Source organism: Afipia sp. DC4300-2b1 (assembly GCF_049895725.1).
In the GTDB taxonomy this organism is placed as follows: Bacteria; Pseudomonadota; Alphaproteobacteria; order Rhizobiales; family Xanthobacteraceae; genus Afipia; species Afipia broomeae.
The window spans coordinates 1021774-1045007 of the sequence record NZ_JAFCSX010000002.1; the positions used below are offsets into that span (position 1 = coordinate 1021774).

A 23234-nucleotide genomic window follows, 5' to 3' on the forward strand; every position below is an offset into this window, starting at 1 on the left:
CGGCTATTATTCTTCGATTCTCATTACCTTAAGGAGACGCCATGCGTCGCGCGCGCCGGATTTCGGGTTGTGGATTGGTTGCCCTGTCTGCTGTGTTTCTGGCATCGGCTGCGGGCGGAGCAGAAGCCGCACCCAGCGTTGCGTTTCTCGCGCATCAGGCGGTCTACGACCTGAGCCTGAAAACATCGCGCGGCAACGCCAGTGTCAGCAACGCGCGGGGCCGCATCCTGTACAACTTCGCCGGCAGTGCCTGCGAAGGCTACACCACTGAATTCCGGCAGGTGTCGCAGCTCGATACCGGTGAGAACAAAACCACCGTGAGCGATCTGCGCTCGACGAGCTGGGAAGACGGCGAGGGCAAGAGCTACCGCTTCAAGATCGAGACCCGCATGAACGATGCCGATACGACGTCGATCGACGGTATGGCGGAGCGCGACGGCAAGACAATCAGGGTCAAGCTGAAGAAGCCCAAGGCGAAGACGTTCACCATTGAGGGCGCGGTGTTCCCGACGGAGCAGGTCAGGCTGATCATCGAGGCCGCGCGCGAAGGAAAGTCGCTGCTCGAACTCGTGGTCTATGACGGGTCGGACGACGGCGAGAAGGTTTACAACACGCTCACCGTCATCGGGCAGCCGATCCCCGGGACAAAGATGCCGGCAAAGCCGGATGCCGCCAGCACCAACGAGAAGTTCAAATCCCAGACCCGGTGGCCGGTCACCGTGAGCTACTACGACCGTGCAACGAAATCGAATTCCGGTGAGCAGACGCCGGCCTATGCGATGTCGTTCGAGCTCTACGAAGACGGCGTGTCGCGGGCGCTCTCGCTCGATTACAACGATTTCGTCATTGCGGGCGCCATGGACAAGATCGACATCAAGGAAACCAAGCCCTGTAAATAGGGCGGGCCGTCATTCGGCTTTCGCCGGTCCATCATAGGCAATGCCGCGGATCACGGCGGCGTTGCCGAATTTTTTTCGGACATTGTCCATCGCACGCTCGGCATGAGCGGATCGCCGGTCCAGCAGATCCTGACCGTCGGCTTCCGCGCCGGGCTTCAGGGCGCTGACGCCGGCGCCGATCAGCCGGAACGCGGTGCCGTCGATCTCGCGGCTGAGCATTTCGCGCACCGTCGCAAAAATTCTGGTGGCAAGCTGTGTCGGGACCTGAAGCGATTGGGAGCGGGTGCGCTGCCTGAAGTCCGCGGTTTTCAGTTTCAGGGTGATCGTCGAGCCGGAGAGGTCGCCGCTTTTAAGGCGTGAGGACACCTTTTCGCATAGCCGCCACAGGATCTTTTCCAGCGTCGCGAAGTCCCGCACGTCGGTTTCCAGCGTCGTCTCGTTGGAAATCGTCTTGGCGCCGCGATCCGCGACGACCTTTCGCTCATCGATGCCGCGCGCCAGCCGCCACAGCCGCCGTCCCTCAGGACCGAACTGCTTCATCAGATCGGTTTCGTCTGCGCGCTGCAAATCCTTGATGAGACGGAACCCGCGCTGAGAGAGTTTTTCCTGCGAAGCGGGACCGACGCCATAGATAAAGCCGACAGGCCGGTCGGCCAGCATCTCGCGCGCTTCCTCCTGATCCAGTGCAGCGAAGCCGCGCGGCTTGTCGATATCGGATGCGATCTTGGCCAGAAACTTGTTCACCGACAGGCCGACCGACACGGTGATGCCGATGTCCCGTTCGACCTGAGTGGCAAACCGCGCAAGCACCTTGGCGGGGATCATGCCGTGCACGAGTTCCGTGCCGCTGAGATCGAGGAAGGCCTCATCGATGGAGAGCGGCTCGACCAGCGGCGTCAGCGCCATCATCGCGTGGCGAACCTCGCGGCCGACGCGGACATACTTCGCCATGTCGGGACGCACGACAACCGCCGAGGGGCAGAGGTCGAGCGCCTTGAACATCGGCATCGCCGAGCGCACGCCATACGTGCGCGCGATATAACAGGCGGCGGACACGACGCCGCGCTTGCCGCCGCCGATGATGACGGGTTTGTCGGCGATGTCCGGATTGTCGCGTTTCTCTACGGTTGCATAGAATGCATCGCAATCGATATGCGCGAGCGTCAGTGTTCCGAGAGAGCGATGCCGGACCATGCGGGGCGAGCCGCATTCAGCGCAGCGCATCGCCTTTGCCGCCGCGTCCGACAGGCAGTCGCGGCAGAAACCCGGTGAATCGGCGGGCCGACGGTCGCTCACTGAATTATTCCCAACGTGGTTCCAGCACCTCGCGCGCATTGGCGACGGCCTGCGGTGTCAGTTGCGAGGCGTCGGCGAAGGCCTTCACGGTCGCGTCATCGCGCACGATGAAATCGAGCACGCCCGCGAGGAACTTCGGGTCTGCGGCGGCCGTCCGGAGGGTTTGAGGGCCGATACCGCTCTCGGTCAGGAACAACCCTAGCCGTTCGGGATCGGACGCCAGGAAGGAGAGCGCCTGAATCGCAACGAATTCAGCGACTTCCTGAGGGTTTTTAGGGCCCTTTGTCATTGATCGTGTTTGCCTTTCCGTAACTTATCGTCTCTATTTTGAACCCATCATGCCCGAGTCATCACGGCGTGGCGAATTCAACGGTTTCAGCACGTACGGGCATTTTACGGGAATTGGAGGGCCAGGATGGCCAAAACCGTCCTGATCGTGGAAGACAACGAGCTCAATATGAAGCTCTTTCGCGATCTGCTTGAGGCCCATGGGTATCAGACAGTCGGCACGCGTAACGGGGTTGAAGCACTCGATCTCGCTCGCACATACCGGCCCGATCTCATCCTCATGGATATTCAGCTACCCGAAGTTTCCGGTCTCGACGTGACACGCTGGATCAAGGCGGATGTCGACTTGCGTGCTATCCCCGTGGTCGCGGTAACGGCATTTGCCATGAAGGGCGATGAAGAACGTATTCGCGAAGGCGGGTGCGAAGCGTATTTGTCCAAACCGATCTCGGTTGGGAAGTTTATTGAGACGGTTCGACGGTTTGTCGGCTAGGAAAGTTTGGAGAATTCGATGTCCGCGCGCGTTCTGGTCGTTGACGACGTTCTCGCCAACGTAAAGCTGCTCGAGGCGCGTCTGTCCGCGGAATATTTCGACGTGGTGACGGCGAATTGCGGGACACAGGCGCTTGAGATCTGCGAGCGCGCGGAATGCGACATCGTGCTGCTCGATGTCATGATGCCGGACATCGACGGTTTCGAGGTCTGCCGCCGCCTGAAATCGAATCCGAAGACCCATTTCATCCCGGTCATCATGGTGACGGCACTCGACAGTCCATCCGACCGCGTGCGAGGGCTCGATGCCGGCGCCGACGATTTCCTCACCAAGCCGGTGTCCGATGTCGTGATGATCGCCCGCGTGCGGTCGCTGACCCGGCTGAAGATGATGACCGACGAACTGCGCATGCGCGCGATCACGTCGCTCGAGATTGGCGTCAATGCGCCGGAGCGCGACGCGGTTGCCGATACGGGCAAGGGCGGGCGCATTCTGCTGGTGGACGACCGGCCGTCGTCCTACGAGCGGCTGGCTCCGGTGCTGGCCACCGAGCACAGCGTCGACGTCGAACCGAATCCCGCCGAAGCGGTGTTTCATGCCGCCGATGGCAATTACGATCTGCTGATTGTGTCGCTCGGGCTTGAGAATTTCGATGGCTTGCGGCTTTGCAGCCAGGCGCGCTCGCTGGAGCGGACGCGCAGCGTACCGATCCTCGCCATTGCCGATGCCGACAACAACGCGCGGTTGCTGCGGGGGCTGGAGATCGGTGTCAACGATTACCTGCTGCGCCCGGTGGACAAGAACGAACTGCTGGCGCGGGCGCGCACCCAGATCCGCAAGCGCCGCTATACCGATCACCTGCGCGACAACGTGCAGAACTCGATCGAAATGGCGATCACCGATCCGCTGACCGGGCTGCATAACCGCCGCTATATGGAAAGCCATCTCGCCACATTGGCGGAACAGGCGGCGATGCGGGCCAAGCCGTTGGCGCTGATGATGCTCGACATCGATTACTTCAAGTCGATCAACGACACTTACGGCCACGATGCCGGCGACGACGTGCTGCGCGAATTCGCGGTGCGTATCCGCAAGTCGATCCGCGGGATCGATCTGGCCTGCCGTTACGGCGGTGAGGAATTCGTTATCGTGATGCCGGAAACCGACCTGCATGTGGCGGGAATGGTTGCCGAGCGCCTTCGCCGCTCCATCGCTGGCGAGCCCTTTACGATCGAGAAAGGCGTCAAGCGCATCGAGGTGACCATTTCGATCGGCATCTCGACGCTCGAAACCAAGGGCGAGGCGATCAGCGCCGTCCTCAAACGCGCCGATCAGGCGCTGTACCGCGCCAAGCACGACGGCCGGAACCGCGTAGTGGCTGCGGCGGCTTAGCTCGCTTTCGTTCTTTCTTCTTTCGGCTCGAAATATGCGCCGGATAAGGGGTCAACCCAGCACAGGTGATCGTGCACCTGCTTGACGCCCGCGACATTCTCGGCGGCTACGATGATGGCTTGTCGCGTGCGCTCGTCCGTGATGACGCCGCAGATATCGACCACACCGTTGCGGACAAACACCTCCAGACCGGATGGGCCCCAGTCATGGCGCCCGATCTCTTTGAGAATGCGGGTGTGGATGTGTGTATCGTCCGCAGTGGGGTCGGGGACATCGCGAGCGAGGCCTGCGACAGCCCGGACGAAGTTCTGGCGGCTGATGATTCCCGTGAGCTTGTTGTTGCTGTTCATCACGGGAACGCGCTTGATGCGATACCTTTCCATGATGGCTACGACATCGGAGAGCGGAGTGTCTTCAGTCACGGTTTGCACGTCGCGCGTCATGATCTCATCAACGCGGCGTCCGGCGGTCTGGACATAGTCCGCGGCCTGACGTCCCGGGCCAAGGATAAAATCAAGCCAGCGTGGCCGGTTGCGCTGCGTACCGATTTCACGCCGGCGCAACAGGTCGCGCTCCGTGACAATACCGACCAGTGCGCCCTTCAGGTCAACGACAGGAAGGCCGCTCAGATGGTTGTCGAGCATAAGCCGAGCGGCATCAGTGATCGAGTCACCCGGGGCAACCTTGATGACTTTACGTGTCATGATGTGATGGGCTTTCATGAAATCACCTTTGCACGCGGGAATGGGCGTTCACTCGTTCAATGTGATCGCTTCTCCTTTAATCACCTTGATGCACATCAAATGGCGGAGATTCTCCCGCTGCTTTGAGCCATATCAAGCCAGAAGGTTCCGGCTCCGGCTAAGTTGAGCCCCAAGGAGATTGCCATGGCCACCAGGGACTTCTTGCTTCCGCTTGTCAGCTATCCGAAGCCGACGACAAAGGCTGCAATCGAGACGGTGTTTCAACTGAGCGAAAGTCTTTTATCGGCAGGAGCCCGCAACGGGAATCATTCGACCATCTCGCAACGCGTTTCTGCGGTGGTGTACGAGATCGAAATCGAGACGGGCCTTTACTTCGAAGGCGCCCATATGGGGGAGTTTCTCGAACGGGAGGCGAGAAAGAGCGCAGCGAATGCACAGCAGCTCGTCCATAGTTTCGAGGAGGTCGCCGCGCATCACAATGTGATGCACCGCTGTCGCCTTGAGCGCAGGGCGCCCTATGACATGACACGGAATCTGGTGGAGTTGGCGCGGCTGCACCACGTGACTGTTCAGCCCCTCAGGAAGGACACCGAAGACCAGTTTGATCTCGCCGAGCAGCTCATCTTCGAATCAGGCCGTCCGGTTCTGATCTTTCCGGAAGAGCCGCTGCGGCCGCTGGCGACGGCTGTCCAGACTGTTGCCGTGGCGTGGGATGGCAGCCGTCAGGCTGCACGAGCCGTCGGCGATGCGTTGCCGTTTCTCCGGCGCGCAAGGACGGTGAGGGCATTCACGGCGACTGACGACAAGCCACTGTCGTCTGCTCAAGGGCAGCAATTCGTCGAGTACCTGGCAGGATTCGGAATTGAAGCGATCCATGAGGACGTCAAGAAAACCGATCAGCATTCGATCGGCAGTTTCCTGGAAGCCTATGTTGCCTCCCGTGGTGTCGATCTTCTGGTGATGGGCGCTTACGGCCACTCGAGGCTGCGCGAGTTCATTCTGGGCGGAGCCACGCGCTCAATTCTGGCCAACCCGCCGTGCTGGGTCCTGCTGTCCCACTGACCGGTAGTGACCGACGGGAGGGGATAAAACGCAAAACGGGGCCGCGAGGCCCCGTTTTCGTACATAAGCAATTGAAATAATTACTTGATCTTGGCTTCGCGGAACTCGACGTGCTTCTTCGCGACCGGATCGTACTTTTTCTTCACGAGCTTGTCGGTCATCGTGCGCGAGTTCTTCTTGGCGACGTAGTAAAAGCCGGTGTCCGCGCTGGAAACGAGCTTGACCTTGATGGTGACCGCTTTGGCCATGTTTCAGAACCTCGAATGTCAGGAATCACGAGCAGACCCGACAGATCGAGCTGCATTTGGGGCGCAACCTAGCTTCGAACGCCCCAAAGTCAAGGTTTTAGGCCGTATTATTCCGAGAAGCGGATACCCCGGATTTCGCCCGCGAAGGCCCCCCGGTTCGATGGGCCTGAGAGGCTATTCAGCCGCTTTCACAGCCCCGGCAGGCTCGAAAAACCGGTTTTTGGGCCGTGGCAAGCCGAGATTTTCGCGCAGCGTACGGCCCTCGTAGTCCTTTCGGAAGATGCCCCGCCGCTGAAGTTCCGGAACCACCTTGTCGACGAAGTCGTCCAGCCCCTCCGGCAGGAACGGGAACATGATGTTGAAACCGTCGGAGGCGTTGGTCACCAGCCATTCTTCCATCCGATCGGCAATGGTGGCGGGCGTCCCGACAAACGACAGGCCGCCATAGCCGCCGACGCGCTGCGCAAGTTTCCGGACCGTCACGTTGTTCTTGGCCGCATATTCGACCAGCCGGTCGCGGCCGCTCTTGCTGGCGTTGGTGTCCGGGATGGGCGGAAGAGGGCCATCGGGATCGAATTTCGATGCATCGGTGCCGAGGATGACGGAAAGCCCCGCGATAGCGCTGTCATAGTGGACGAGGCTGTCGAGCAGGTCGCGCTTCTTTTGCGCTTCCTCGAGGGTGTCGCCAACGACAACGAATGCGCCCGGCAGAATCTTAAGGTGGTCGCGGTCGCGTCCCAACGTGTCCATGCGGCTCTTTATATCTTCGTAGAGCGCCTGGGCCTGGGCAAGCGTGCCGCCGCCGGTGAACACCGCTTCGGCCGTTTCTGCCGCAAGCTGCTTGCCGGGTTCCGACGCGCCGGCCTGAACGATCACCGGCCAGCCTTGCACCGGCCGGCCAATGTTGAGCGGACCCTTGACCGAGAGAAACTGGCCCTTGTGATTCAGCGTGTGCATTTTCGCGGGATCGAAATAGATGCCGCTCTCGGCATCGCGCACGAAGGCGTCATCGGCGAAGGAATCCCACAGGCCTGTGACGACATCGAAGAATTCACGCGCGCGCTTGTAGCGTTCACCGTGTTCGACATGCTCTTCAAGACCGAAATTCAGAGCGGTTTCCGGATTTCCGGTGGTGACGACGTTCCAGCCGGCGCGGCCGCCGCTGATATGATCGAGCGAGGCGAAGCGGCGCGCGACATGATAGGGCTCGTCGTAAGTGGTCGAGGCGGTCGCAACCAGCCCGATGCGCTCTGTCACGCCGGCCAGCGCCGCCAGCAATGTGAACGGCTCGAACGATGTGACGGTGTGACTGCGCTTGAGCGCGTTGATCGGCATATTCATCACCGCGAGATGATCGGCCATGAAGAAGGCGTCGAACTTGCCGTGTTCAAGTTTTTGAATGAAACGCTTCAGATGCGAGAGATTGAAGTTGGCGTCGGGGAAACTGCCGGGATAGCGCCATGCGGCGGTATGAATGCTGACCGGGCGCATGAAAGCGCCGAGGCGCAACTGGCGTGGGCTCATCGGACTCTTCCCCTGACGATTTTGAGGCGGCACTTAAAAAGTGTCGCTTGGCGATACAAAAGGATCAGAGATTGTATGGGGTGGCGCGATGCGTCTCGCCACGGAAGATTATTGTTTTTTGAGTTGGGCGCGAGGGCGTTTCTTCTCGGTGGGCTGGGTTACCCGCCCTTGAAGTCTTTCGGCGAGAAGCGGAGATCCAGCATGCGCCACTGATCGTAGCGATCTGCCGGAAGCATGGCGTAGGGCTGACACCTGTCCAGTGCATCCATTGCGCTGCGCATCAGGGCCGGGCCTTTTTCAGATGCGCTGGCTTCGATCAGCAGCGGCTCCGCTGCGAGTCGTCCGTCGCGCTGAAATGCAACGCGCAAAATGATCGAGACGTTGTCGGCCGGGGATATCGATCGCGGCAGGACGGAGCATGATTTCAGATGCGCCCGCAGTGCCGCGGCGTCCTCGCTGGAGATGTTCGCCTTTGCCGTCGCCTTGGCGTCGAAGTCGCCGGCTGCGCCGGCGTCCGGAAGAGTGAACATCATGCCGAACTTGCTGGTGATATCCGGGGCGGCGGTCGGCACTTCCTGCTGCTGCGCCGGAGGGGGCGTTTGAGGCTGCGCCTGTTGTTGAGCCTGAGGCCGCTCCGCAGGTTTGGGCGGTTCGGCAGGCTGCTGTTGCTGTTGGAGCGCGGCCTGCCGCGAATCCTGTTTCGCATTTGAAGCGGGAGTGGAGGCCGGTTTGGAGGGCTGTTCCGGGGCGGGTTGCGAAGATTCCCGTTCAGCCTGCTTTTCCGCAGCCTGCTCATTGGATTTTTCGTCAAACTTGGGAAAATCGTAATCGGGCTCTTTGGGAAGGGGCGGCGCCTCCTCGGGCGTGACGATATCAACGGTGATGGCCTCCGCAGTCGTCGGCTCGAACGGATGCACGCCCGCCAGCAAAAGCCAGGCTGTCAGGGCCGCAACATGTGCGGCGACCGATATGGCGGCGCCGGTACGCATACAACGGTGGTTCGCTCATCCCCCGGCGGGCGTTCCGCCGTCGGACGCCAACATATCAGCTCGCACGCGAGCATGAAACCACCACCCGTAGGTCAGGTTTCGCTCAGCACGTGAAGCAGAACGGGGCGTCCGCGAAGGCCAGACAATGTGAGCGGGGTGTCGGAGTTGAGCCACTCCGAGACCGACAGTTCCGGCGCAACGGCGGTTGTCATGACAGCCTCAGGCCTCCGCGCGCTGCGGAGAACCCGCGCGCGATCAAATGACGTCCCGCTGCATCTTTCCGCCGTAGAAGTGGAAGAACGGCACCTCGGCGGCATGGGAGAGCGGCCCCAGTGCAAGGCGCTTGTCCAGTTCGCGCAGCACCATCTTCGTCATCTGGTGAAGATCCGCGAGGGACAGTGACCCGAGTTCGACCCACACCAGTTCGACGAGTTCGGCATCGGCATGGACGACGCCTTCAACCCGGTGCGCGATCGACGATGCATCGGCGGTGAAAAATCGGGTGTCGAACCGCCGGACGCGGCCGGGCGGAGTGATCGCGCGGGCGATGAGGAACAGTCCTGACGGATCGGGCAGCAAGCCAGCCTCGGCGAACGGTTTCCATTCGCCGGTCAGTTTCGCCGCCGCGCCATTCATGCGCGCCACTTTGCGTCCCAGACAAAGACCGGTTTCTTCACAGGCCTCGCGAATGGCGGCCACCGCCAGCGCGCGGGCGCGGGCAGGGGCGATCTTCGGACTGCCGCCGATGAGTTTCTTCTCAAGTCCCTTGGGGATTTCCGCGGCCACCGGAATCTTGTTGTCGGTGGCATCGACCCGGCCGCCGGGAAACACGAATTTTCCCGGCATGAAAATGACTTTGTCATGCCGCTTGCCGACGAGGACCTTGGGCACGCTTCCGCTGCGATCGACGAGGATCAGTGTCGCGGCATCTTTCGGGCGGCGGTAAGGATGACTGTCGTCTTCCTTCTCTTCTTTCTCGGGCTCGCTCATTTCACCACGGTTAGCTTGGCAATCGTACCTTCTTCGACGTCCGCGGGGCGGCTCTCATCGAAGCCATGCATGCGGAACGCCCATTGCAATCCGACCACAGCGCCCTTTACGGGTTGCAGCAACACGAGCGACATGATGAGAGTGACCGGCAGATAGACCGAAAGCTGAAGGGCGATGGATGGTGCGTAGTCGGTCTCGATCCACAGCGCGATCGGCACAATGATATGGCCGACGATCACGATGACGAGGTAAGCCGGAAGATCGTCGGCGCGGTGTCCGCTGAAATCCTGTCCACACACCGAGCAGTTGTCGGCGACTTTCAGGAAGGCGCGGAAGACCCTGCCTTCCCCGCAGTTCGGGCAGCGGCAGCGCAGCCCGCGCGCCATCGCCTGCCAAACATCGCGCTTCGGCAGCGGCTGCGAGGCTGACGTCCACGTCTCGGTGGGCATAGTTCGGCTTTCCATGTTCAGCTCCTTTGAAAGGCGTGAGTGGTCCGATTCTAGCACTCGTATCCACTAGCGTTCCTTCTTCGACTTGCGCGTTTCGCGGGAAGGTTTGCGCAATTTCTTTCCGTTCTTGCTGTTGCGCCCTGGCCGTGCCTTGCCGCCGGTATTGGGCGGTCTGGCGCGGGTGTCGCGCACACGGCCGCCACGGGGAGCGGTTCGTCCTTCGGACAACAGTTCGAACCGCAGCGCGCCAGCCACAGGCGCAGCTTCTACCAGACGAACCTGCACCACGTCACCTAATCGATGCATGGCACCGCTGCGCGATCCGATCAGGGCATGGCGGGTCTCGTCATAGTTGTAATACTCGCTTCCCAGGGTGCGCACGGGAATCAGGCCGTCCGCGCCGGTATCGGCCAGTTTGACGAACAGTCCTGCGCGGGTGACGCCCGAGATTCGCCCCTCGAATGTCGCGCCGATGCGGTCGGCGAGGAAATGCGCGATCAGCCGGTCGGCGGTTTCGCGTTCGGCCTTCATCGCCCGGCGCTCGGTGAGCGAAATGGCCGCAGCGACTTCGCTAAGCGTTTCAAACGTCTCGGTTTCTGGAAGGGCGCCTTCACCGAGCCCGAGCGCGCGGATCAGCGCGCGATGCACGATCAGATCGGCGTATCGGCGGATCGGCGATGTGAAATGAGCGTAACGCCGTAGATTGAGGCCGAAGTGGCCGTAATTGTCCGCTGAATACTCCGCCTGCGCCTGCGAGCGCAGGACTACCTCATTTACCAGCGGCTCGGCGTCGCGTCCCTTCACCTGCGCAAGGATGCGGTTGAAGACGGCGGGGCGCAGCGCGCCGGTGGCAGAGAACGGCATTTCCAGCGTCTTGAGAAACTCACGGAGGTTGTGGACCTTCTCGACCGTCGGTTCGTCGTGCACGCGATAGATCAGCGGCAGCGTTTTTTTTTCAAGCGTTTCCGCAGCGGCGACGTTGGCGAGGATCATGAACTCCTCGATCAGCCGGTGCGCATCGAGCCGTTCCGGCGTTGCCACGCGATCGACCGTGCCGTCGGTTTTCAGCAGAATCTTGCGCTCGGGAAGGTCGAGGTCGAGCGGATCGCGCTCGTCGCGGGCGCGCTTCACCAGCGCATAGGCCGTCCAGAGCGGCTTGAGGATCGGATCGAGCAGGGGACCGGTGGTGTCGTCGGGGCGACCGTCGATGGCAGCCTGCGCCTGCGCGTAGTTCAGTTTTGCCGCCGAGCGCATCAGCACGCGATGGAAAGTGTGCGAGCGCTTGCGGCCATCCTTGTCGATCACCATGCGGACGGCGAGCGCGCCGCGCGGCTCGCCTGGCTTCAACGAGCACAGATCATTGGAGATGCGCTCGGGAAGCATCGGCACGACGCGGTCCGGGAAGTAGACCGAGTTGCCGCGCCTGAGCGCCTCGCGGTCCAGCGGCGATTGCGGCCGCACATAGAACGCGACATCGGCGATGGCGACATTGACGATGTAGCCGCCCTTGTTGTTCGGATCGGCGTCCGGTTCGGCATGAACCGCGTCGTCGTGGTCCTTCGCGTCCGGCGGATCGATGGTGACGAGTGGAACATCGCGCCAGTCCTCACGGCCCGCGAGCGTCGCAGGCTTCGCGGCCTCGGATTCGCGGATGACGTCGGCAGGAAATTCCTGCGGGATGTCATGCGCGTGGATCGCAATCAGACTTACCGCTTTTTCAGTCTTGAGCGAGCCGAGGCGTTCCTTCACCCGGCCGGACGGCAGTCCGTAGCCGCGCGAGCGCATCAGTTCGACGCTGATCAGGTCGCCATCCTGCGCGCCGCCGGAATCTTTGGCGGCGATGGCGAGATCGCGTCCGGCCTGTTTCTTGTCGACCGGGATCATCCGGCCGTCGCCGTTCGGCATCTCGCGGTAAATTCCCAGGACGCGGTGCTGGGTTTTGTCGAGCAGCTTGATGACACGGCCGCTATAGGTCTCATGCTTGTTGCGCGGTTTTTCCACGCGCAGCAGCACGCGGTCACCGACACCCGCGACGGTGCCGGGATTCGGCTTTCGCGGAACATGAATTGTAATGGCCGGTGCCGGACCATCGACCGCGGCGAACCATTCGGCGGGCGCGGCGATAAGCTCGCCGTCGCTGTCGCGGCCTGTGATGTCGGCGACGAGGGTGGGTGGGAGTGATTTGGGTTCACGGACCTTGCGGCCCTCTTTTGCGATCGCGCCTTCATCGGCGAGATCGCGCAATGCGCGCCGCAACTCGGCGCGCGATTCATTCTTCAGTCCAAAATGCCTTGCTATGTCGCGCGTCCGGGCCTCGCCCGGATGCGCATTGACGAACGCGACGATGCTCTCTCTGTCGGGAAAGGCAGTCGTCGCGTCGCTTTTCTTTTTCATTATCCGCGTGCTTTACCGGCGCTCTTCTTTTCAGCGACCTTCGTGACCTTGGCTGCGGCGACCTTCGATGCCTTCGCCTTGGCCGCCTCTGTCAGCGACACAGGCTCCGCGGCTTCCTTCTTCGGCGTAGCCTTTTTCGCTGCGGCTTTCTTGGCCGCGGGTTTCTTCGCAGGTGCCTCGGATTCGGCTGCGCCATTCGCGGCGGCGGCCTTTGCGGGCCTCTTCTTCGCGGCCTTCTTGGCGGCGCGCTTCGGCTTGCCGCCGGTCTTTGCCGCACGTTCCTCGATCAGCGCGATGGCTTCCTCGATGGTCAGCTTCTCCGGCTCGATGCTGTCGGGGATGGTCGCATTGATGCCGTCGATGGTGACGTAGGCGCCGTAGCGGCCCTTCTTGAGCATGATCTTGCCGCCGCGCGCGGGGTAGTCGCCGACCTCCTTGCCGGGATCAGCGCCAAACCGACGGCTCGGACCCTTGGCGATCTTTTCGGCGATCAGCGTCACCGCACGGTTGAGGCCGACGGTATACACCTCGTCGCCAGCTTCGAGGCTTGCGTAGGTTTTGCCATGGCGCACGAACGGACCAAAGCGCCCGATGCCGGCTGTGATGATTTCGCCGTCTTCCGGATGCGGTCCGATATCGCGCGGCAGCGAGAGCAGCTTCAGCGCAAGCTCGAGTTCAACATCGGCAGGCGACATGTTCTTCGGAATGCCCGCACGCTTCGGCTTCTCGTCCTCGCCGTAGTCCTTGGGCTCGCCGAGCTGGATGTAGGGGCCAAAGCGCCCGGCCTTGACTGCAACTTCGAGGCCCGACACCGGATCCTTGCCGAGCGGGCGATCGCTCGATCCGCTCGATGCGGCGAGGGGGCGCGTGTAACGGCACTCGGGATAATTCGAGCAACCGACAAAGGCGCCGAACTTGCCGGCCTTGAGGTTGAGCTTGCCGGTGCCGCAGCTCGGGCACTGGCGCGGGTCGCCGCCGTCGGCGCGCGGCTCGTAGATGTGTTCGCCGAGCATGGCGTCGAGCACGTCGAGCACTTCGGTGACTCGGACGTCCTTGATCTCGTTGACCGCGCCGATGAAGTCCTTCCAGAAATCCGTCAGCACCTGCTTCCAGGAAATCTCGTTGTTCGAGATCAGGTCGAGTTTTTCCTCGAGGTCGGCGGTGAAATCGAACTCGACGTAGCGCGCGAAATAGTTCTCGAGGAACGCCACCACGACGCGGCCCTTATCCTCGCCGTGCAGACGCTTCTTCTCGAGCTTCACATAGCCGCGATCCTTCAGTACCTGAATGATCGAGGCATAGGTGGAAGGACGGCCGATGCCGAGTTCTTCCATGCGCTTCACGAGCGAGGCTTCCGAGAAGCGCGGCGGCGGTTCGGTGAAGTGCTGGCTGACGTTGAGCCCCTCGCGCTTGAGTGCTTCGCCCTCATTGATGACGGGCAGGCGCTTTGAGTCCTCGTCTTCCGGATCGTCGTCGCGGCCTTCCTGATACACAGCGAGGAAGCCGTCGAACTTAACGACCTGACCGGTGGCGCGCAATTCGAGCACGCGCGCACCGACCTTGCCGGTGATGTCCACCGTGGTGCGCTCCATCTCGGCGGATTCCATCTGGCTTGCAATGGTGCGCATCCAGATCAGCTCATAGAGCCGGGCCTGATCGTTATCAAGTCTGGATTTCAGCGATGAAGGACGGCGCGACAGATCGGTCGGGCGGATGGCTTCGTGGGCTTCCTGCGCGTTCTTCGCCTTTGAGGTGTACTGGCGCGGCGAGTCCGGCACATAGGCTTTGCCGTAGTCCTCACCGATCACCTTGCGTGCCTGCGTGATCGCCGAAGGGTCGATCTGCACGCCGTCCGTACGCATATAAGTAATGAGACCGGTGGTCTCGCCGCCGATATCGATACCTTCATAAAGGCGCTGCGCGATGCGCATGGTGTGCGCGGGCGCGAAGCCGAGCTTGCGGCTGGCTTCCTGCTGCAGGGTCGATGTCGTAAACGGGGACTGCGGATTGCGCCGTGCGGGCTTGGCCTCGACCGTTGTGACGGTGAAGTTCGCAGCTTCAAGCGCTTTCTTGAAATCTTCGGCTTCCGCGCCGCTGCCAATGTCGAGGCGCTGAATCTTCTTGCCGTCGGCGCCGACAAGGCGCGCCTCGAAGGATTCGCCACGCGGGGTCGCCAATGTCGCAAGCAGCGACCAGTACTCGCGCGGGACGAACTTCTCGATTTCGAGTTCGCGGTCGCAGACCAGCCGCAACGCGACGGACTGCACGCGGCCGGCGGAGCGTGCGCCGGGCAGCTTGCGCCAGAGAACGGGGGAGAGGGTAAAGCCGACGAGATAATCCAGCGCGCGGCGCGCCAGATACGCATCGACCAGTGCGCCGTCGATCTGGCGCGGATTCTTCATGGCCTCGGTGACGGCCTGTTTGGTGATTGCGTTGAAGACGACGCGCTCGATCTTCTGATCCTTGAGCGCGCGCTTCTGCTTCATGATCTCCAGGACGTGCCAGGAGATCGCTTCGCCCTCGCGATCAGGGTCGGTTGCGAGGATCAGCTTGTCGGCACCCTTGAGCGCCTTGGCGATATCGTTGAGACGGCCGGCGGCTTTGGGGTCGGTTTCCCAGATCATCTGGAAATCGGCCTCCGGATCGACCGATCCATTCTTGGCCGGAAGGTCGCGGACGTGACCGTACGAGGCCAAAACCTCGTAGGAGGAGCCCAAATACTTGTTGATCGTCTTGGCCTTGGCAGGCGACTCGACAATGACGAGATTCATTTGATTCCAATAACTTAACGGGGGTATGCGGGCCGGAATCGCAAGATTCCATCAGGCTGGCTTGGCCGATACATGGGTAAAAGGGGGTCCGCTGTCAAATGGGGATCCGTGATGAGGCCGTAACCGGAGCTAAATTTCGCGCATAAGTTGCAGTTTATGGGTACTTGTGATTGTACATCTTATGCGTGTATTATTATAGAATACTCTTAAATTGATCGATTCTCGCGTAGGAAGGGGTCTGTGCGGATGGCCGCTCGCGACAGTCGCAGCGATTTCGTGCAGGCCGATTCCGTCGCCAGGGATGGCGGTCCGGCCGAGGCGGCGAGCTTCATTTCAGGGGCGGTTGCGGAGTTGGTCCAGCTCTCGCGCCGGCACCACCTCGATATGCTGGCGCACCTGCTCGACATGGCGCAACTCGAAGCGGATGACATTGTCCGCCGGCAACTGACCGGCGGTAAATTCTAGGTGGCCGCGGGAGCAATGACCTTGGTGTCCGCCTGATCGATCGGGCGGCCGTCATGGGCCAGGATCTGAAGCTTGCTGAGCGGCAATCCGTCCTGCTTGTCGACCAGTGAGCTGCAACTTTCGCCCGGTTTAACGGCATATTCCTCACCCCACTGGCGCATTGCGACCAGCACCGGAAACAGCGCACGGGCCTTCGTGGTCGGCACATAGTCCTGATACGCGCTGCCGTCAGAAGCGGGCTTCACCTCAAGAATGCCCTGTGCCACGAGCGTCCTCAGCCGCACGGCCAGAATGTTCTTCGCCACACCGAGATTTTTCTGAAACTGGCTGAAGCGCCGTGCTCCCATCAGCGCGTCACGAATGATCAGCAGCGACCACCAGTCGCCGATGGCGTCGAGCGTCCGCGCGATAGGGCATACATCGCCCTCAAGACTCTTTCGTTTCACAGCTTGACCTCCGATCACGCAATTGTGGTTGCATTATAGAACCAGAAGCGCTAGTCAGCAAGAGTAGTTTTATTATGAAACCAGAAACCAAGCTGATCAAAACAGGAGCGTTCCATGAGGCTTAAAGGAAAAACGGCATTTATCACGGGCGGCAACAGCGGAATCGGTCTGGCGACCGCAAAGCTGTTCGTGGCCGAAGGGGCGCGTGTGGTGATCACCGGCCGCGATCAGGCCAGACTCGATGCTGCGGTGAAGGAACTCGGGCCGAACGGGTTCGGCGTTAAAGCCGATGCCACGGATGTTGCACAACTCGAAGGCGCGGTCGCGCAGGCGGTGAAGAAATTCGGCAAGCTGGACATCGTGTTTGCCAATGCAGGCATCGCGGGCAACACGCCGGTTGGCGGCACCACGCTCGCGGCGTTTGAGAATGTCATCAAGACCAATCTCACGGCTGTGTTCTTCACGGTGCAGGCGGCCGTGGCACACCTGAACGACAACGGCTCGATTATTCTCAACGGTTCGGTCATCTCGGTTCTCGGCAATCCGGGCTATTCGGCCTATGCCGCGACCAAGGCCGGCGTACGCGCGATGGCGCGCGTGATGGCGTCCGAACTTTCGCCCCGCGGCATCCGTGTCAACGTTGTTTCGCCAGGTGCCACGCGCACGCCGATCTGGGGGCCTGGCATCGCGACGCCTGAAGCCGAGAAGATGCTGGAAAAGCGGATTTCCGCGAGCACGCCGCTCGGACGGATGGGCGAGGTCGACCACATCTCGAAGACCGTTCTGTTCCTCGCGTCCGACGATGCCGCGCATGTACAGGGCCAGGAAATCTTCATCGACGGCGGTTCGACCGCATCGCCCGCCGGCGCGCCGATCTATCGCGGGTAATCATAAAAGCGAGACCATTCCGCCGCCGTGGCGTTCCAGCCGTCCTGCCAGCTCAAGCTCGAGCAGGACGGTGCGGACCACGGCGGGGGAAACATCGCTCATGCGGATAAGATCGTCGATACCGATGGGCGAGGGACCGAGCAGGTTGAGAATCCGCGCGCGGTCACTGGCGGCGGGCTCGTCATCCACCGGTCGGCCGTCTTCCGGCTCGCTCATCGGCAATTCGACCGGACGCCCCATGATCGGCTGAACCGCGTTGATCACGTCGGCAGCTTCCGTCACCAGCGTCGCGCCCTGTTTGATCAGATCGTTGGTTCCTGCCGCGCGCGGATCAAGCGGCGAGCCCGGCACGGCGAACACCTCGCGGCCCTGTTCATTGGCGAAGCGCGCGGTGATCAGCGAGCCCGAGCGATGCGCAGCCTCCACAATAATGACTCCAAGCGAGACACCCGAGATCAGCCGGTTGCGGCGGGGGAAATCGCGCGCGCGTGGACCATGGCCGAGCGGCATTTCGGAAATCGCGCCGCTGCCTGACGCGATGATTGCCGCCAGCAAATCTTCGTGCTCCGCCGGATAGATCTTGTCATGTCCGCCCGCGAGCACCGCGACGGTGCCGGTATCGAGCGTGACGCGATGCGCGGCCTGATCGATGCCGCGTGCCAGACCGGAGGCGATCGCAAAGCCGGCATTGCCGAGATCTCGCGCGATGGTTTGCGCGAACTTCAGTCCCGCGCCGGACGCGTTGCGCGAGCCGACGATGCCGATCATCGGCTGAGTCTGGACATTCAAGACGCCGCGTACGCCGAGCAGTGGTGGGGAGTCGTCGATCAGGGCGAGGCGCGGCGGATAGCCATACTCACCCGGCGCGAGCAGAGCGACGCCAATCCGCCGGCTGTTCTCGATCTCCCGCTCGGCCTCAGCCTGCGTGCAGATGCGGCCCACCCTGGCGGCGCCGCCGCGCTGGGCCAGATCGGGCAGGCGGTCGAGTGCCGCGCGTGCACTGCCGAAGTGATTGACGAGGGAGCGGAAAGTGCGTGGTCCGACATTGTCGGAACGGATCAGCCGCAGCCAGTCGATGCGCTGCGCGTCGGTCAGTCTGGTCGTGGCTGAAGTCCTGATGTCCACGCGGCCCCCCGTGGACGGGAGTGTCGCGCAACTTGGCTGGCCGGACAATCCCGACTTGCGCGTTCGAGCGGATCAACCGCGACAAACGGGCAATCTTTTGAGGATTGCGGCCAGATCGCATAAGCCTTACCGATGCTTTTTGAACGGTTGCCCTGGCTGCCTTTTATTTCGGTGAAGCCGAATTATTCGGTTGGAATGCTGAGAATTGCTTATGAGCGTATCCAATACTGCGCCCGAGTATTTTCCTGATCCCAATCACCCAACTCGCAAACTATCAGGCATCGGCCAGATTTCGGCCGGTTTCGTCAAGGTATGGATATGCGTGATCGGCAGTGTTCTGTTCTGCCTGGCGACAGCGACGTATTTTCTTTATGAGTCAAACCAGAACACAAAGTTTCTGCATGGCATGGCCAGGGCCTTTCCAGAACGGCTTGGCGCAGACTGGACCGCGGGGACTGTCGACGGGCTTCCCGTTTTTTCAGGTCTTGTTTTTTTAGTCGCTCGTTTTGGTCACCCGATCCTGTTCTATGTCGTTGAGATCGGATTGCTGACCTGCCTCTTTTGGTCATGCTTCTCTCTGGCGCTTCGCCTCGCGGGACAAGCTGGTCAGTCCGCTTCCTTCCAGCTGTTGCTCACTGGAGCACTTGTTCTCCTCGCGCACGCCAGCGCGCCAGTTCTTCTCGGATATGGCGTCGCTGATCAGTATCTCATCGGAGGATATCTTCAGCCCTCGGAATTCGGCGTGCTTTTTCTTGCGTCATTCGCCCTTGCGCTTGCCGGATTTAGAAACTTTGCGCTTGTTGCAGCCGCTGTCCCTGCCGCGATCCACGGAGGGTATGCGATGCTTTCGCTCATCGTCGCCGGAAGCATGATGCTGTCAGATGGTGCGTCGCGACTCAACCTGAGTACGAAACTCGTGGCCATCGCGTTAATCATCGTCCCGCAGGTTGATCTGGCATTACGGTTTGCGCCCACCGATTACGCGACCTTCCGGGAGGCTGCGGGCATTATCGCGTTTGAGCGTATACCCCAGCATTCCGATCCTGCCCGCTGGTTGAGAGGCGAGGCTTACGCGAAGCTTGGTCTGGTGATCGTCGGCATATGGCTGGCACCGCGCGGTTTGCTCCGAAACACCCTTGCTGCACTTCTTGTCTGGGCAGTAGCCGGAACTCTCGTTGTTATCTCAACCGGCGCGGCTGGTCTCGCGCTTGTCGCGCCTTGGCGCGCGTCGATTATTCTTGTCCCTGTCTCGATGCTTGTCATATTGGCGCGGCTTGGAGAACTGTCGTTTGGATCACCATTTCGGCGAGGTATGGCAGTGGCAGGTGGCGTGGTTATCCTGCTCGCGTTATTTGTTGCAGGAAAGGAAGCGGTGGCGAAGTTTAAAAGCTACCGTGATCAAGGAGTGCCTGAATACGTTGAGTTCCTGCAGCGCAACCATAGGCCGGGTGATGTCTATCTGACCGATCCTTTCAATCAAAAATTTCGGCTCGATGCGCTGAGCGCGCAATTCGTGTCGTGGAAAACTCACCCGTATCTTGATCGCGAGGTGCTGGAGTGGCGTCGGCGCGTCCTGCTGGCGCGCGAAGTCTTCGGTGATCAGGGCGGAAAAGCGCCGTTGAATTGTGCTGCGCTTGGAAGATTGGTGCGGTTGTATCCCGTCACGCACGTGCTGCTGGAAAACAAAGACATTCCGGCCGGTGAAATATGCCCGCCGCTTGAAATGGTGTTCTCCGCCGGGCGGGCCAAAATCTTCAGGCTTGATCGGACGTCGCTGTAGTGTGTCGGGGTTGAAAGGCTCCGTTATTTGCTGCCGATCTTGCCCTCCGTGCCGTTCATCAGCCGCTGGATGTTGGCGCGGTGCATGATCCAGAGCGCGGCGGTCATGAGTGCGAAAACGGCGGCGAGGGCTGTGTGCTGAGCCCAGAACAGCATCACCGGCACAACCACGCTTGCGACCAGCGCGGCCAGCGACGAGTAACGGAAGATCAGCGCGACCGCGATCCAGATTGCACAGAAAGCGAGTGCGGCAGGCCAGAACAATCCAAGCAGCACGCCGATATAGGTCGCGACGCCTTTGCCGCCCTTGAACTTCAGCCACACCGGAAAAAGATGCCCTATGAAGGCGCCGACGCCCGCGGCAATCGCGGCGTTAGGTCCGCCGAAATGCCCGGCGACGATGACGGCGATCGTGCCTTTCAGCATATCGCCGAGCAGCGTCGCGGCGGCGAGGCCCTTGTTGCCGGTGCGCAGCACATTGGTCGCGCCGATATTGCCTGAGCCGATCGAGCGCAGGTCCTGCGTGCCGGCGAGTTTCGTTAGGATCAACCCGAATGGAATCGATCCGCACAAATAGCCGAACAGGAAGGCCAGCACGAAACTGAGCACGAAGGCCGTCAGAAAGCCGCTCATGATGCCTCACATATCGTAATCAAGCGCTGCCGCGGGCCGAGCTTACACATGCTCATAGACGGTGCGTCCGTCGACGATGGTGCGCGCGACGCGGCCGGTGAAACGCGCCTCGTCGAACGGTGTGTTCTTGCATTGTGATTTCAAGTCGGCCGGATCGAGCACCCACGGCGTATCGAGATCGATCACGATCATGTCCGCAGGAGAACCGGGACGCAGCGAGCCGCCGGGCAGGCCAAGCAGTTCGGCAGGGCGTGTGGACATGGCGCGAATGAGCGTCTTGAGCTCGATGTCGCCGGAGTGAACCAGGCGCAATCCCGCGGACAGCATGGTCTCCAGACCGATAGCGCCGGCGGCAGCCTCGGCGAATGGCAGGCGCTTGACCTCGACGTCCTGCGGATTGTGGTCCGACATGATGACGTCGATCAGCCCCGATGCGACGGCGGCGACGAGCGCGGTGCGATCCTGTTCGGTGCGCAGCGGCGGCGACACCTTGAGGAACGTGCGGTACGGGCCGATGTCGTTTTCGTTCAGGGTCAGGTGATTGATCGAGGCCGATGCACTGACGTTCAGGCCGGCCTCGCGTGCGCGCCTGAGAATATCGAGCGAGTCGGTGCAAGTCAGCGAAGCTGCGTGATAGCGCCCGCCGGTCAGCGCGACGAGACGCATGTCGCGTTCGAGCACGACAGCCTCGGACGCATTCGGGATTCCGAACAGGCCGAGCCGTGACGCGAGTTCGCCTTCGTTCATGACGCCTTCGCCGACGAGGTCCGGGTCTTCGGTGTGCTGCACGATCAGCGCATCGAAATCGCGGGCGTAGGTCAGCGCGCGGCGCATCACCAGCGCATTCATCACGCTCTTATCGCCATCGGTGAAAGCGACCGCGCCGGCCGCCTTGAGCAGGCCGATCTCGGTCATTTCGCCGCCCTTCATGCCCTTGGTCAGCGCGGCCATGGGATGAATGTTGACGATCGCGGTATCGCGGGCGCGGCGGAGGATGAAATCCACGGTCGCGGAGTTGTCGATCACGGGATTGGTGTCGGGCTGGCAGACGATGGTGGTGATGCCGCCTGCGGCAGCCGCGAGGCTCGCCGAGGCAAAGGTCTCGCGATGGCCAGCGCCGGGTTCCCCGACGAAGGCGCGCATGTCGACCAGGCCGGGGGCGACCACCTTGCCGGCGCAGTTAATAATGTCTGTGCCTTCGGGAACGCCCGCTGCGCCTATGCCGCGGCGCGCGTCGCGGATCATGCCGTCGGCAATCAGCACGTCACCGGGACCGTCGAGATCGCGGGAAGGATCGATCAGGCGGGCGTTGGCGAGCAGGATGGGGCGTCGATCTGTGCGCATTTGCTTCACGCGTTAGGCAGGTTGCGAGCCAGTGCTTCGAGCACTGCCATGCGCACCGCCACACCCATTTCGACCTGTTCGCGGATCAGCGACTGCGCGCCGTCCGCCACAATGGAGTCGATCTCGACTCCGCGGTTCATCGGCCCTGGATGCATCACCAGCGCGTCCGGCTTGGCATAGGCGAGCTTCTTCTGGTCGAGGCCGTAATAATGGAAGTATTCCTGACTCGAGGGAATGAACGAGCCGTTCATGCGCTCGCGCTGCAATCGCAGCATCATCACGATATCCGCGCCTTCGAGGCCTTCGCGCATGTCGCGGGCGACCTCGACACCCATGCGCTCGATGCCGGGCGGCAGCAGCGTGGAGGGCGCGACCACGCGGACGCGCGCGCCCATGGCGTTCAGCAGGATGATGTTGGAGCGCGCGACCCGCGAATGCAGCACGTCGCCGCAGATGGCGACCAGCAGACCTTCGAGCCGGCCCTTGTTGCGGCGGATGGTGAGCGCGTCGAGCAGTGCCTGGGTCGGATGCTCATGCGCGCCGTCACCGGCGTTAATAACCGAGCCGTCGACTTTCTGGGCGAGCAGTTCCACTGCGCCGGACGCATGATGGCGCACCACCAGAATGTCCGGATGCATGGCGTTGAGTGTCACCGCAGTGTCCATCAGCGTCTCGCCCTTGCGGATCGAGGACGACGACACCGACATGTTCATCACGTCCGCGCCGAGGCGCTTGCCCGCGATTTCGAACGAGGACTGGGTGCGTGTGGACGCTTCAAAGAACAGATTGACCTGGGTTCGGCCGCGCAGATTGGTGCGCTTCTTGTCGACCTGCCGGTTTAGTTCGACGAACTCTTCGGAAAGGTCCAGAAGGCCGCTGATATCGGCCGCGGAAAGGCCCTCGATGCCCAGCAAATGCCGGTGTCCGAGGACGAAAGTCGATTTCGATGCAGTTGTCATTAAAGCAAGAGCTATAGGCAGAGTTGCCCGGCGGAGCAAGGCGGATTCGGCCGCTGGAGAGTTTTCCCCCGCTGATGTCCGGGCAGGGTAAATGGC

Annotated in this window: 22 protein-coding genes; 7 read left to right on the top strand and 15 right to left on the bottom strand. The window is 61.6% G+C overall.

Features of this window, described 5'->3' with window-relative positions; genetic code table 11:
• Nucleotides 1-41 precede the first annotated feature (41 nt).
• On the top strand, nucleotides 42-899 hold the full coding sequence (locus ACP7AL_RS11870) for a cell envelope integrity EipB family protein (protein WP_425991505.1): 858 nt from the start codon (nucleotides 42-44) through the stop codon (nucleotides 897-899).
• Between the two features lie 9 nt (nucleotides 900-908).
• Here ACP7AL_RS11870 and ACP7AL_RS11875 read toward each other — a convergent pair whose 3' ends face one another.
• On the bottom strand, nucleotides 909-2234 hold the full coding sequence (locus tag ACP7AL_RS11875; protein WP_425991507.1) for a DNA polymerase IV: 1326 nt from the start codon (nucleotides 2232-2234) through the stop codon (nucleotides 909-911).
• Nucleotides 2200-2484 (bottom strand): DUF3572 domain-containing protein, encoded by a 285-nt coding sequence (locus ACP7AL_RS11880; RefSeq protein WP_006020933.1) that lies wholly within the window; start codon nucleotides 2482-2484, stop codon nucleotides 2200-2202. Before ACP7AL_RS11880 ends, ACP7AL_RS11875 begins: the two co-directional genes overlap by 35 nt.
• 126 nt (nucleotides 2485-2610) lie before the next feature.
• Between ACP7AL_RS11880 and ACP7AL_RS11885 the strand changes: the two genes are divergently transcribed.
• Both ACP7AL_RS11885 and ACP7AL_RS11890 read left to right on the top strand, forming a co-directional pair.
• Nucleotides 2611-2976 carry a response regulator gene (locus tag ACP7AL_RS11885; RefSeq protein WP_006020932.1) on the top strand — a complete coding sequence of 122 codons (366 nt, stop codon included), beginning with the start codon at nucleotides 2611-2613 and terminating at the stop codon, nucleotides 2974-2976.
• 18 nt (nucleotides 2977-2994) lie between these two features.
• Complete coding sequence (locus ACP7AL_RS11890; protein ID WP_006020931.1) at nucleotides 2995-4368, top strand: PleD family two-component system response regulator; 1374 nt, start codon at nucleotides 2995-2997, stop codon at nucleotides 4366-4368.
• On the opposite strand, the gene ACP7AL_RS11895 is transcribed toward ACP7AL_RS11890, so the two are convergent.
• On the bottom strand, nucleotides 4365-5090 hold the full coding sequence (locus ACP7AL_RS11895) for a CBS domain-containing protein (protein WP_425991510.1): 726 nt from the start codon (nucleotides 5088-5090) through the stop codon (nucleotides 4365-4367). The genes ACP7AL_RS11890 and ACP7AL_RS11895 overlap by 4 nt on opposite strands.
• A gap of 165 nt (nucleotides 5091-5255) precedes the next feature.
• Between ACP7AL_RS11895 and ACP7AL_RS11900 the strand changes: the two genes are divergently transcribed.
• The gene (locus tag ACP7AL_RS11900; protein ID WP_425991512.1) at nucleotides 5256-6134 is read left to right on the top strand and encodes a universal stress protein; all 879 of its coding nucleotides are present in this window, start codon (nucleotides 5256-5258) and stop codon (nucleotides 6132-6134) included.
• An 80-nt stretch (nucleotides 6135-6214) separates the two neighbouring features.
• On the opposite strand, the gene rpmG is transcribed toward ACP7AL_RS11900, so the two are convergent.
• The 7 genes from rpmG to topA all read right to left on the bottom strand — a co-directional run bounded on the left by rpmG (nucleotide 6215) and on the right by topA (nucleotide 15499).
• Nucleotides 6215-6382 (bottom strand): 50S ribosomal protein L33, encoded by a 168-nt coding sequence (gene rpmG / locus ACP7AL_RS11905; protein WP_002712167.1) that lies wholly within the window; start codon nucleotides 6380-6382, stop codon nucleotides 6215-6217.
• A gap of 174 nt (nucleotides 6383-6556) precedes the next feature.
• Nucleotides 6557-7906, bottom strand: a complete 1350-nt coding sequence (locus tag ACP7AL_RS11910; protein WP_425991515.1) for an LLM class flavin-dependent oxidoreductase — start codon at nucleotides 7904-7906, stop codon at nucleotides 6557-6559.
• A gap of 158 nt (nucleotides 7907-8064) precedes the next feature.
• A complete protein-coding gene (locus ACP7AL_RS11915) occupies nucleotides 8065-8835 on the bottom strand; it encodes a cell envelope biogenesis protein TolA (protein ID WP_425991517.1) in 771 nt (256 codons plus the stop codon).
• Between the two features lie 315 nt (nucleotides 8836-9150).
• Nucleotides 9151-9885: an NUDIX hydrolase gene (locus tag ACP7AL_RS11920; RefSeq protein WP_425991519.1), complete on the bottom strand. Its 735-nt coding sequence runs from the start codon at nucleotides 9883-9885 to the stop codon at nucleotides 9151-9153.
• Nucleotides 9882-10349: a DUF983 domain-containing protein gene (locus ACP7AL_RS11925; protein ID WP_425991521.1), complete on the bottom strand. Its 468-nt coding sequence runs from the start codon at nucleotides 10347-10349 to the stop codon at nucleotides 9882-9884. Before ACP7AL_RS11925 ends, ACP7AL_RS11920 begins: the two co-directional genes overlap by 4 nt.
• Nucleotides 10350-10400: 51 nt before the next feature.
• Nucleotides 10401-12728 carry a ribonuclease R gene (rnr, locus tag ACP7AL_RS11930; RefSeq protein WP_425991522.1) on the bottom strand — a complete coding sequence of 776 codons (2328 nt, stop codon included), beginning with the start codon at nucleotides 12726-12728 and terminating at the stop codon, nucleotides 10401-10403.
• Complete coding sequence (topA, locus tag ACP7AL_RS11935) at nucleotides 12728-15499, bottom strand: type I DNA topoisomerase (RefSeq protein ID WP_425991524.1); 2772 nt, start codon at nucleotides 15497-15499, stop codon at nucleotides 12728-12730. Before topA ends, rnr begins: the two co-directional genes overlap by 1 nt.
• Before the next feature lie 246 nt (nucleotides 15500-15745).
• On the opposite strand from topA, the gene ACP7AL_RS11940 reads away from it, so the two are divergent.
• The gene (locus tag ACP7AL_RS11940) at nucleotides 15746-15964 is read left to right on the top strand and encodes a hypothetical protein (protein WP_425991526.1); all 219 of its coding nucleotides are present in this window, start codon (nucleotides 15746-15748) and stop codon (nucleotides 15962-15964) included.
• Here ACP7AL_RS11940 and ACP7AL_RS11945 read toward each other — a convergent pair.
• Complete coding sequence (locus tag ACP7AL_RS11945) at nucleotides 15961-16410, bottom strand: winged helix-turn-helix transcriptional regulator (RefSeq protein WP_425991528.1); 450 nt, start codon at nucleotides 16408-16410, stop codon at nucleotides 15961-15963. The genes ACP7AL_RS11940 and ACP7AL_RS11945 overlap by 4 nt on opposite strands.
• 114 nt (nucleotides 16411-16524) lie before the next feature.
• Between ACP7AL_RS11945 and ACP7AL_RS11950 the strand changes: the two genes are divergently transcribed.
• Complete coding sequence (locus ACP7AL_RS11950) at nucleotides 16525-17298, top strand: SDR family NAD(P)-dependent oxidoreductase (RefSeq protein ID WP_006020919.1); 774 nt, start codon at nucleotides 16525-16527, stop codon at nucleotides 17296-17298.
• Here the strand turns inward: ACP7AL_RS11950 and dprA are convergent, their stop codons facing one another.
• Nucleotides 17299-18423 carry a DNA-processing protein DprA gene (gene dprA, locus ACP7AL_RS11955; protein ID WP_425991530.1) on the bottom strand — a complete coding sequence of 375 codons (1125 nt, stop codon included), beginning with the start codon at nucleotides 18421-18423 and terminating at the stop codon, nucleotides 17299-17301.
• 211 nt (nucleotides 18424-18634) lie between these two features.
• Here dprA and ACP7AL_RS11960 point away from each other — a divergent pair, with 211 nt between their 5' ends.
• Complete coding sequence (locus ACP7AL_RS11960; protein ID WP_425991532.1) at nucleotides 18635-20203, top strand: DUF6798 domain-containing protein; 1569 nt, start codon at nucleotides 18635-18637, stop codon at nucleotides 20201-20203.
• 23 nt (nucleotides 20204-20226) lie between these two features.
• Here ACP7AL_RS11960 and plsY read toward each other — a convergent pair whose 3' ends face one another.
• The 3 genes from plsY to ACP7AL_RS11975 are packed head-to-tail and all read right to left on the bottom strand — an operon-like array spanning nucleotide 20227 to nucleotide 23138.
• On the bottom strand, nucleotides 20227-20835 hold the full coding sequence (gene plsY / locus ACP7AL_RS11965; protein ID WP_006020916.1) for a glycerol-3-phosphate 1-O-acyltransferase PlsY: 609 nt from the start codon (nucleotides 20833-20835) through the stop codon (nucleotides 20227-20229).
• A 42-nt stretch (nucleotides 20836-20877) separates the two neighbouring features.
• Entirely contained in the window at nucleotides 20878-22179 is a 1302-nt protein-coding gene (locus ACP7AL_RS11970; protein WP_425991535.1) for a dihydroorotase, read from the bottom strand.
• A gap of 5 nt (nucleotides 22180-22184) precedes the next feature.
• Nucleotides 22185-23138, bottom strand: coding sequence for an aspartate carbamoyltransferase catalytic subunit (locus tag ACP7AL_RS11975; protein ID WP_006020914.1), 954 nt, complete (start codon nucleotides 23136-23138; stop codon nucleotides 22185-22187).
• Nucleotides 23139-23234: the final 96 nt, after the last annotated feature.

What these genes read in the sequence shown, in the direction of transcription:
- ACP7AL_RS11900 (WP_425991512.1), top strand. Translation starts at nt 5,256, where the DNA reads ATGGCCACCAGGGACTTCTTGCTTCCGCTTGTCAGCTATCCGAAGCCG.
- ACP7AL_RS11970 (WP_425991535.1), bottom strand. Translation starts at nt 22,179, where the DNA reads ATGCGCACAGATCGACGCCCCATCCTGCTCGCCAACGCCCGCCTGATC.
- ACP7AL_RS11910 (WP_425991515.1), bottom strand. Translation starts at nt 7,906, where the DNA reads ATGAGCCCACGCCAGTTGCGCCTCGGCGCTTTCATGCGCCCGGTCAGC.
- ACP7AL_RS11920 (WP_425991519.1), bottom strand. Translation starts at nt 9,885, where the DNA reads ATGAGCGAGCCCGAGAAAGAAGAGAAGGAAGACGACAGTCATCCTTAC.
- ACP7AL_RS11975 (WP_006020914.1), bottom strand. Translation starts at nt 23,138, where the DNA reads ATGACAACTGCATCGAAATCGACTTTCGTCCTCGGACACCGGCATTTG.
- plsY (WP_006020916.1), bottom strand. Translation starts at nt 20,835, where the DNA reads ATGAGCGGCTTTCTGACGGCCTTCGTGCTCAGTTTCGTGCTGGCCTTC.
- ACP7AL_RS11895 (WP_425991510.1), bottom strand. Translation starts at nt 5,090, where the DNA reads ATGAAAGCCCATCACATCATGACACGTAAAGTCATCAAGGTTGCCCCG.
- ACP7AL_RS11940 (WP_425991526.1), top strand. Translation starts at nt 15,746, where the DNA reads ATGGCCGCTCGCGACAGTCGCAGCGATTTCGTGCAGGCCGATTCCGTC.
- rpmG (WP_002712167.1), bottom strand. Translation starts at nt 6,382, where the DNA reads ATGGCCAAAGCGGTCACCATCAAGGTCAAGCTCGTTTCCAGCGCGGAC.
- topA (WP_425991524.1), bottom strand. Translation starts at nt 15,499, where the DNA reads ATGAATCTCGTCATTGTCGAGTCGCCTGCCAAGGCCAAGACGATCAAC.
- ACP7AL_RS11875 (WP_425991507.1), bottom strand. Translation starts at nt 2,234, where the DNA reads ATGCGCGCGAGGTGCTGGAACCACGTTGGGAATAATTCAGTGAGCGAC.
- ACP7AL_RS11925 (WP_425991521.1), bottom strand. Translation starts at nt 10,349, where the DNA reads ATGGAAAGCCGAACTATGCCCACCGAGACGTGGACGTCAGCCTCGCAG.
- rnr (WP_425991522.1), bottom strand. Translation starts at nt 12,728, where the DNA reads ATGAAAAAGAAAAGCGACGCGACGACTGCCTTTCCCGACAGAGAGAGC.
- ACP7AL_RS11890 (WP_006020931.1), top strand. Translation starts at nt 2,995, where the DNA reads ATGTCCGCGCGCGTTCTGGTCGTTGACGACGTTCTCGCCAACGTAAAG.
- ACP7AL_RS11885 (WP_006020932.1), top strand. Translation starts at nt 2,611, where the DNA reads ATGGCCAAAACCGTCCTGATCGTGGAAGACAACGAGCTCAATATGAAG.
- ACP7AL_RS11950 (WP_006020919.1), top strand. Translation starts at nt 16,525, where the DNA reads ATGAGGCTTAAAGGAAAAACGGCATTTATCACGGGCGGCAACAGCGGA.
- ACP7AL_RS11960 (WP_425991532.1), top strand. Translation starts at nt 18,635, where the DNA reads ATGAGCGTATCCAATACTGCGCCCGAGTATTTTCCTGATCCCAATCAC.
- ACP7AL_RS11880 (WP_006020933.1), bottom strand. Translation starts at nt 2,484, where the DNA reads ATGACAAAGGGCCCTAAAAACCCTCAGGAAGTCGCTGAATTCGTTGCG.
- ACP7AL_RS11870 (WP_425991505.1), top strand. Translation starts at nt 42, where the DNA reads ATGCGTCGCGCGCGCCGGATTTCGGGTTGTGGATTGGTTGCCCTGTCT.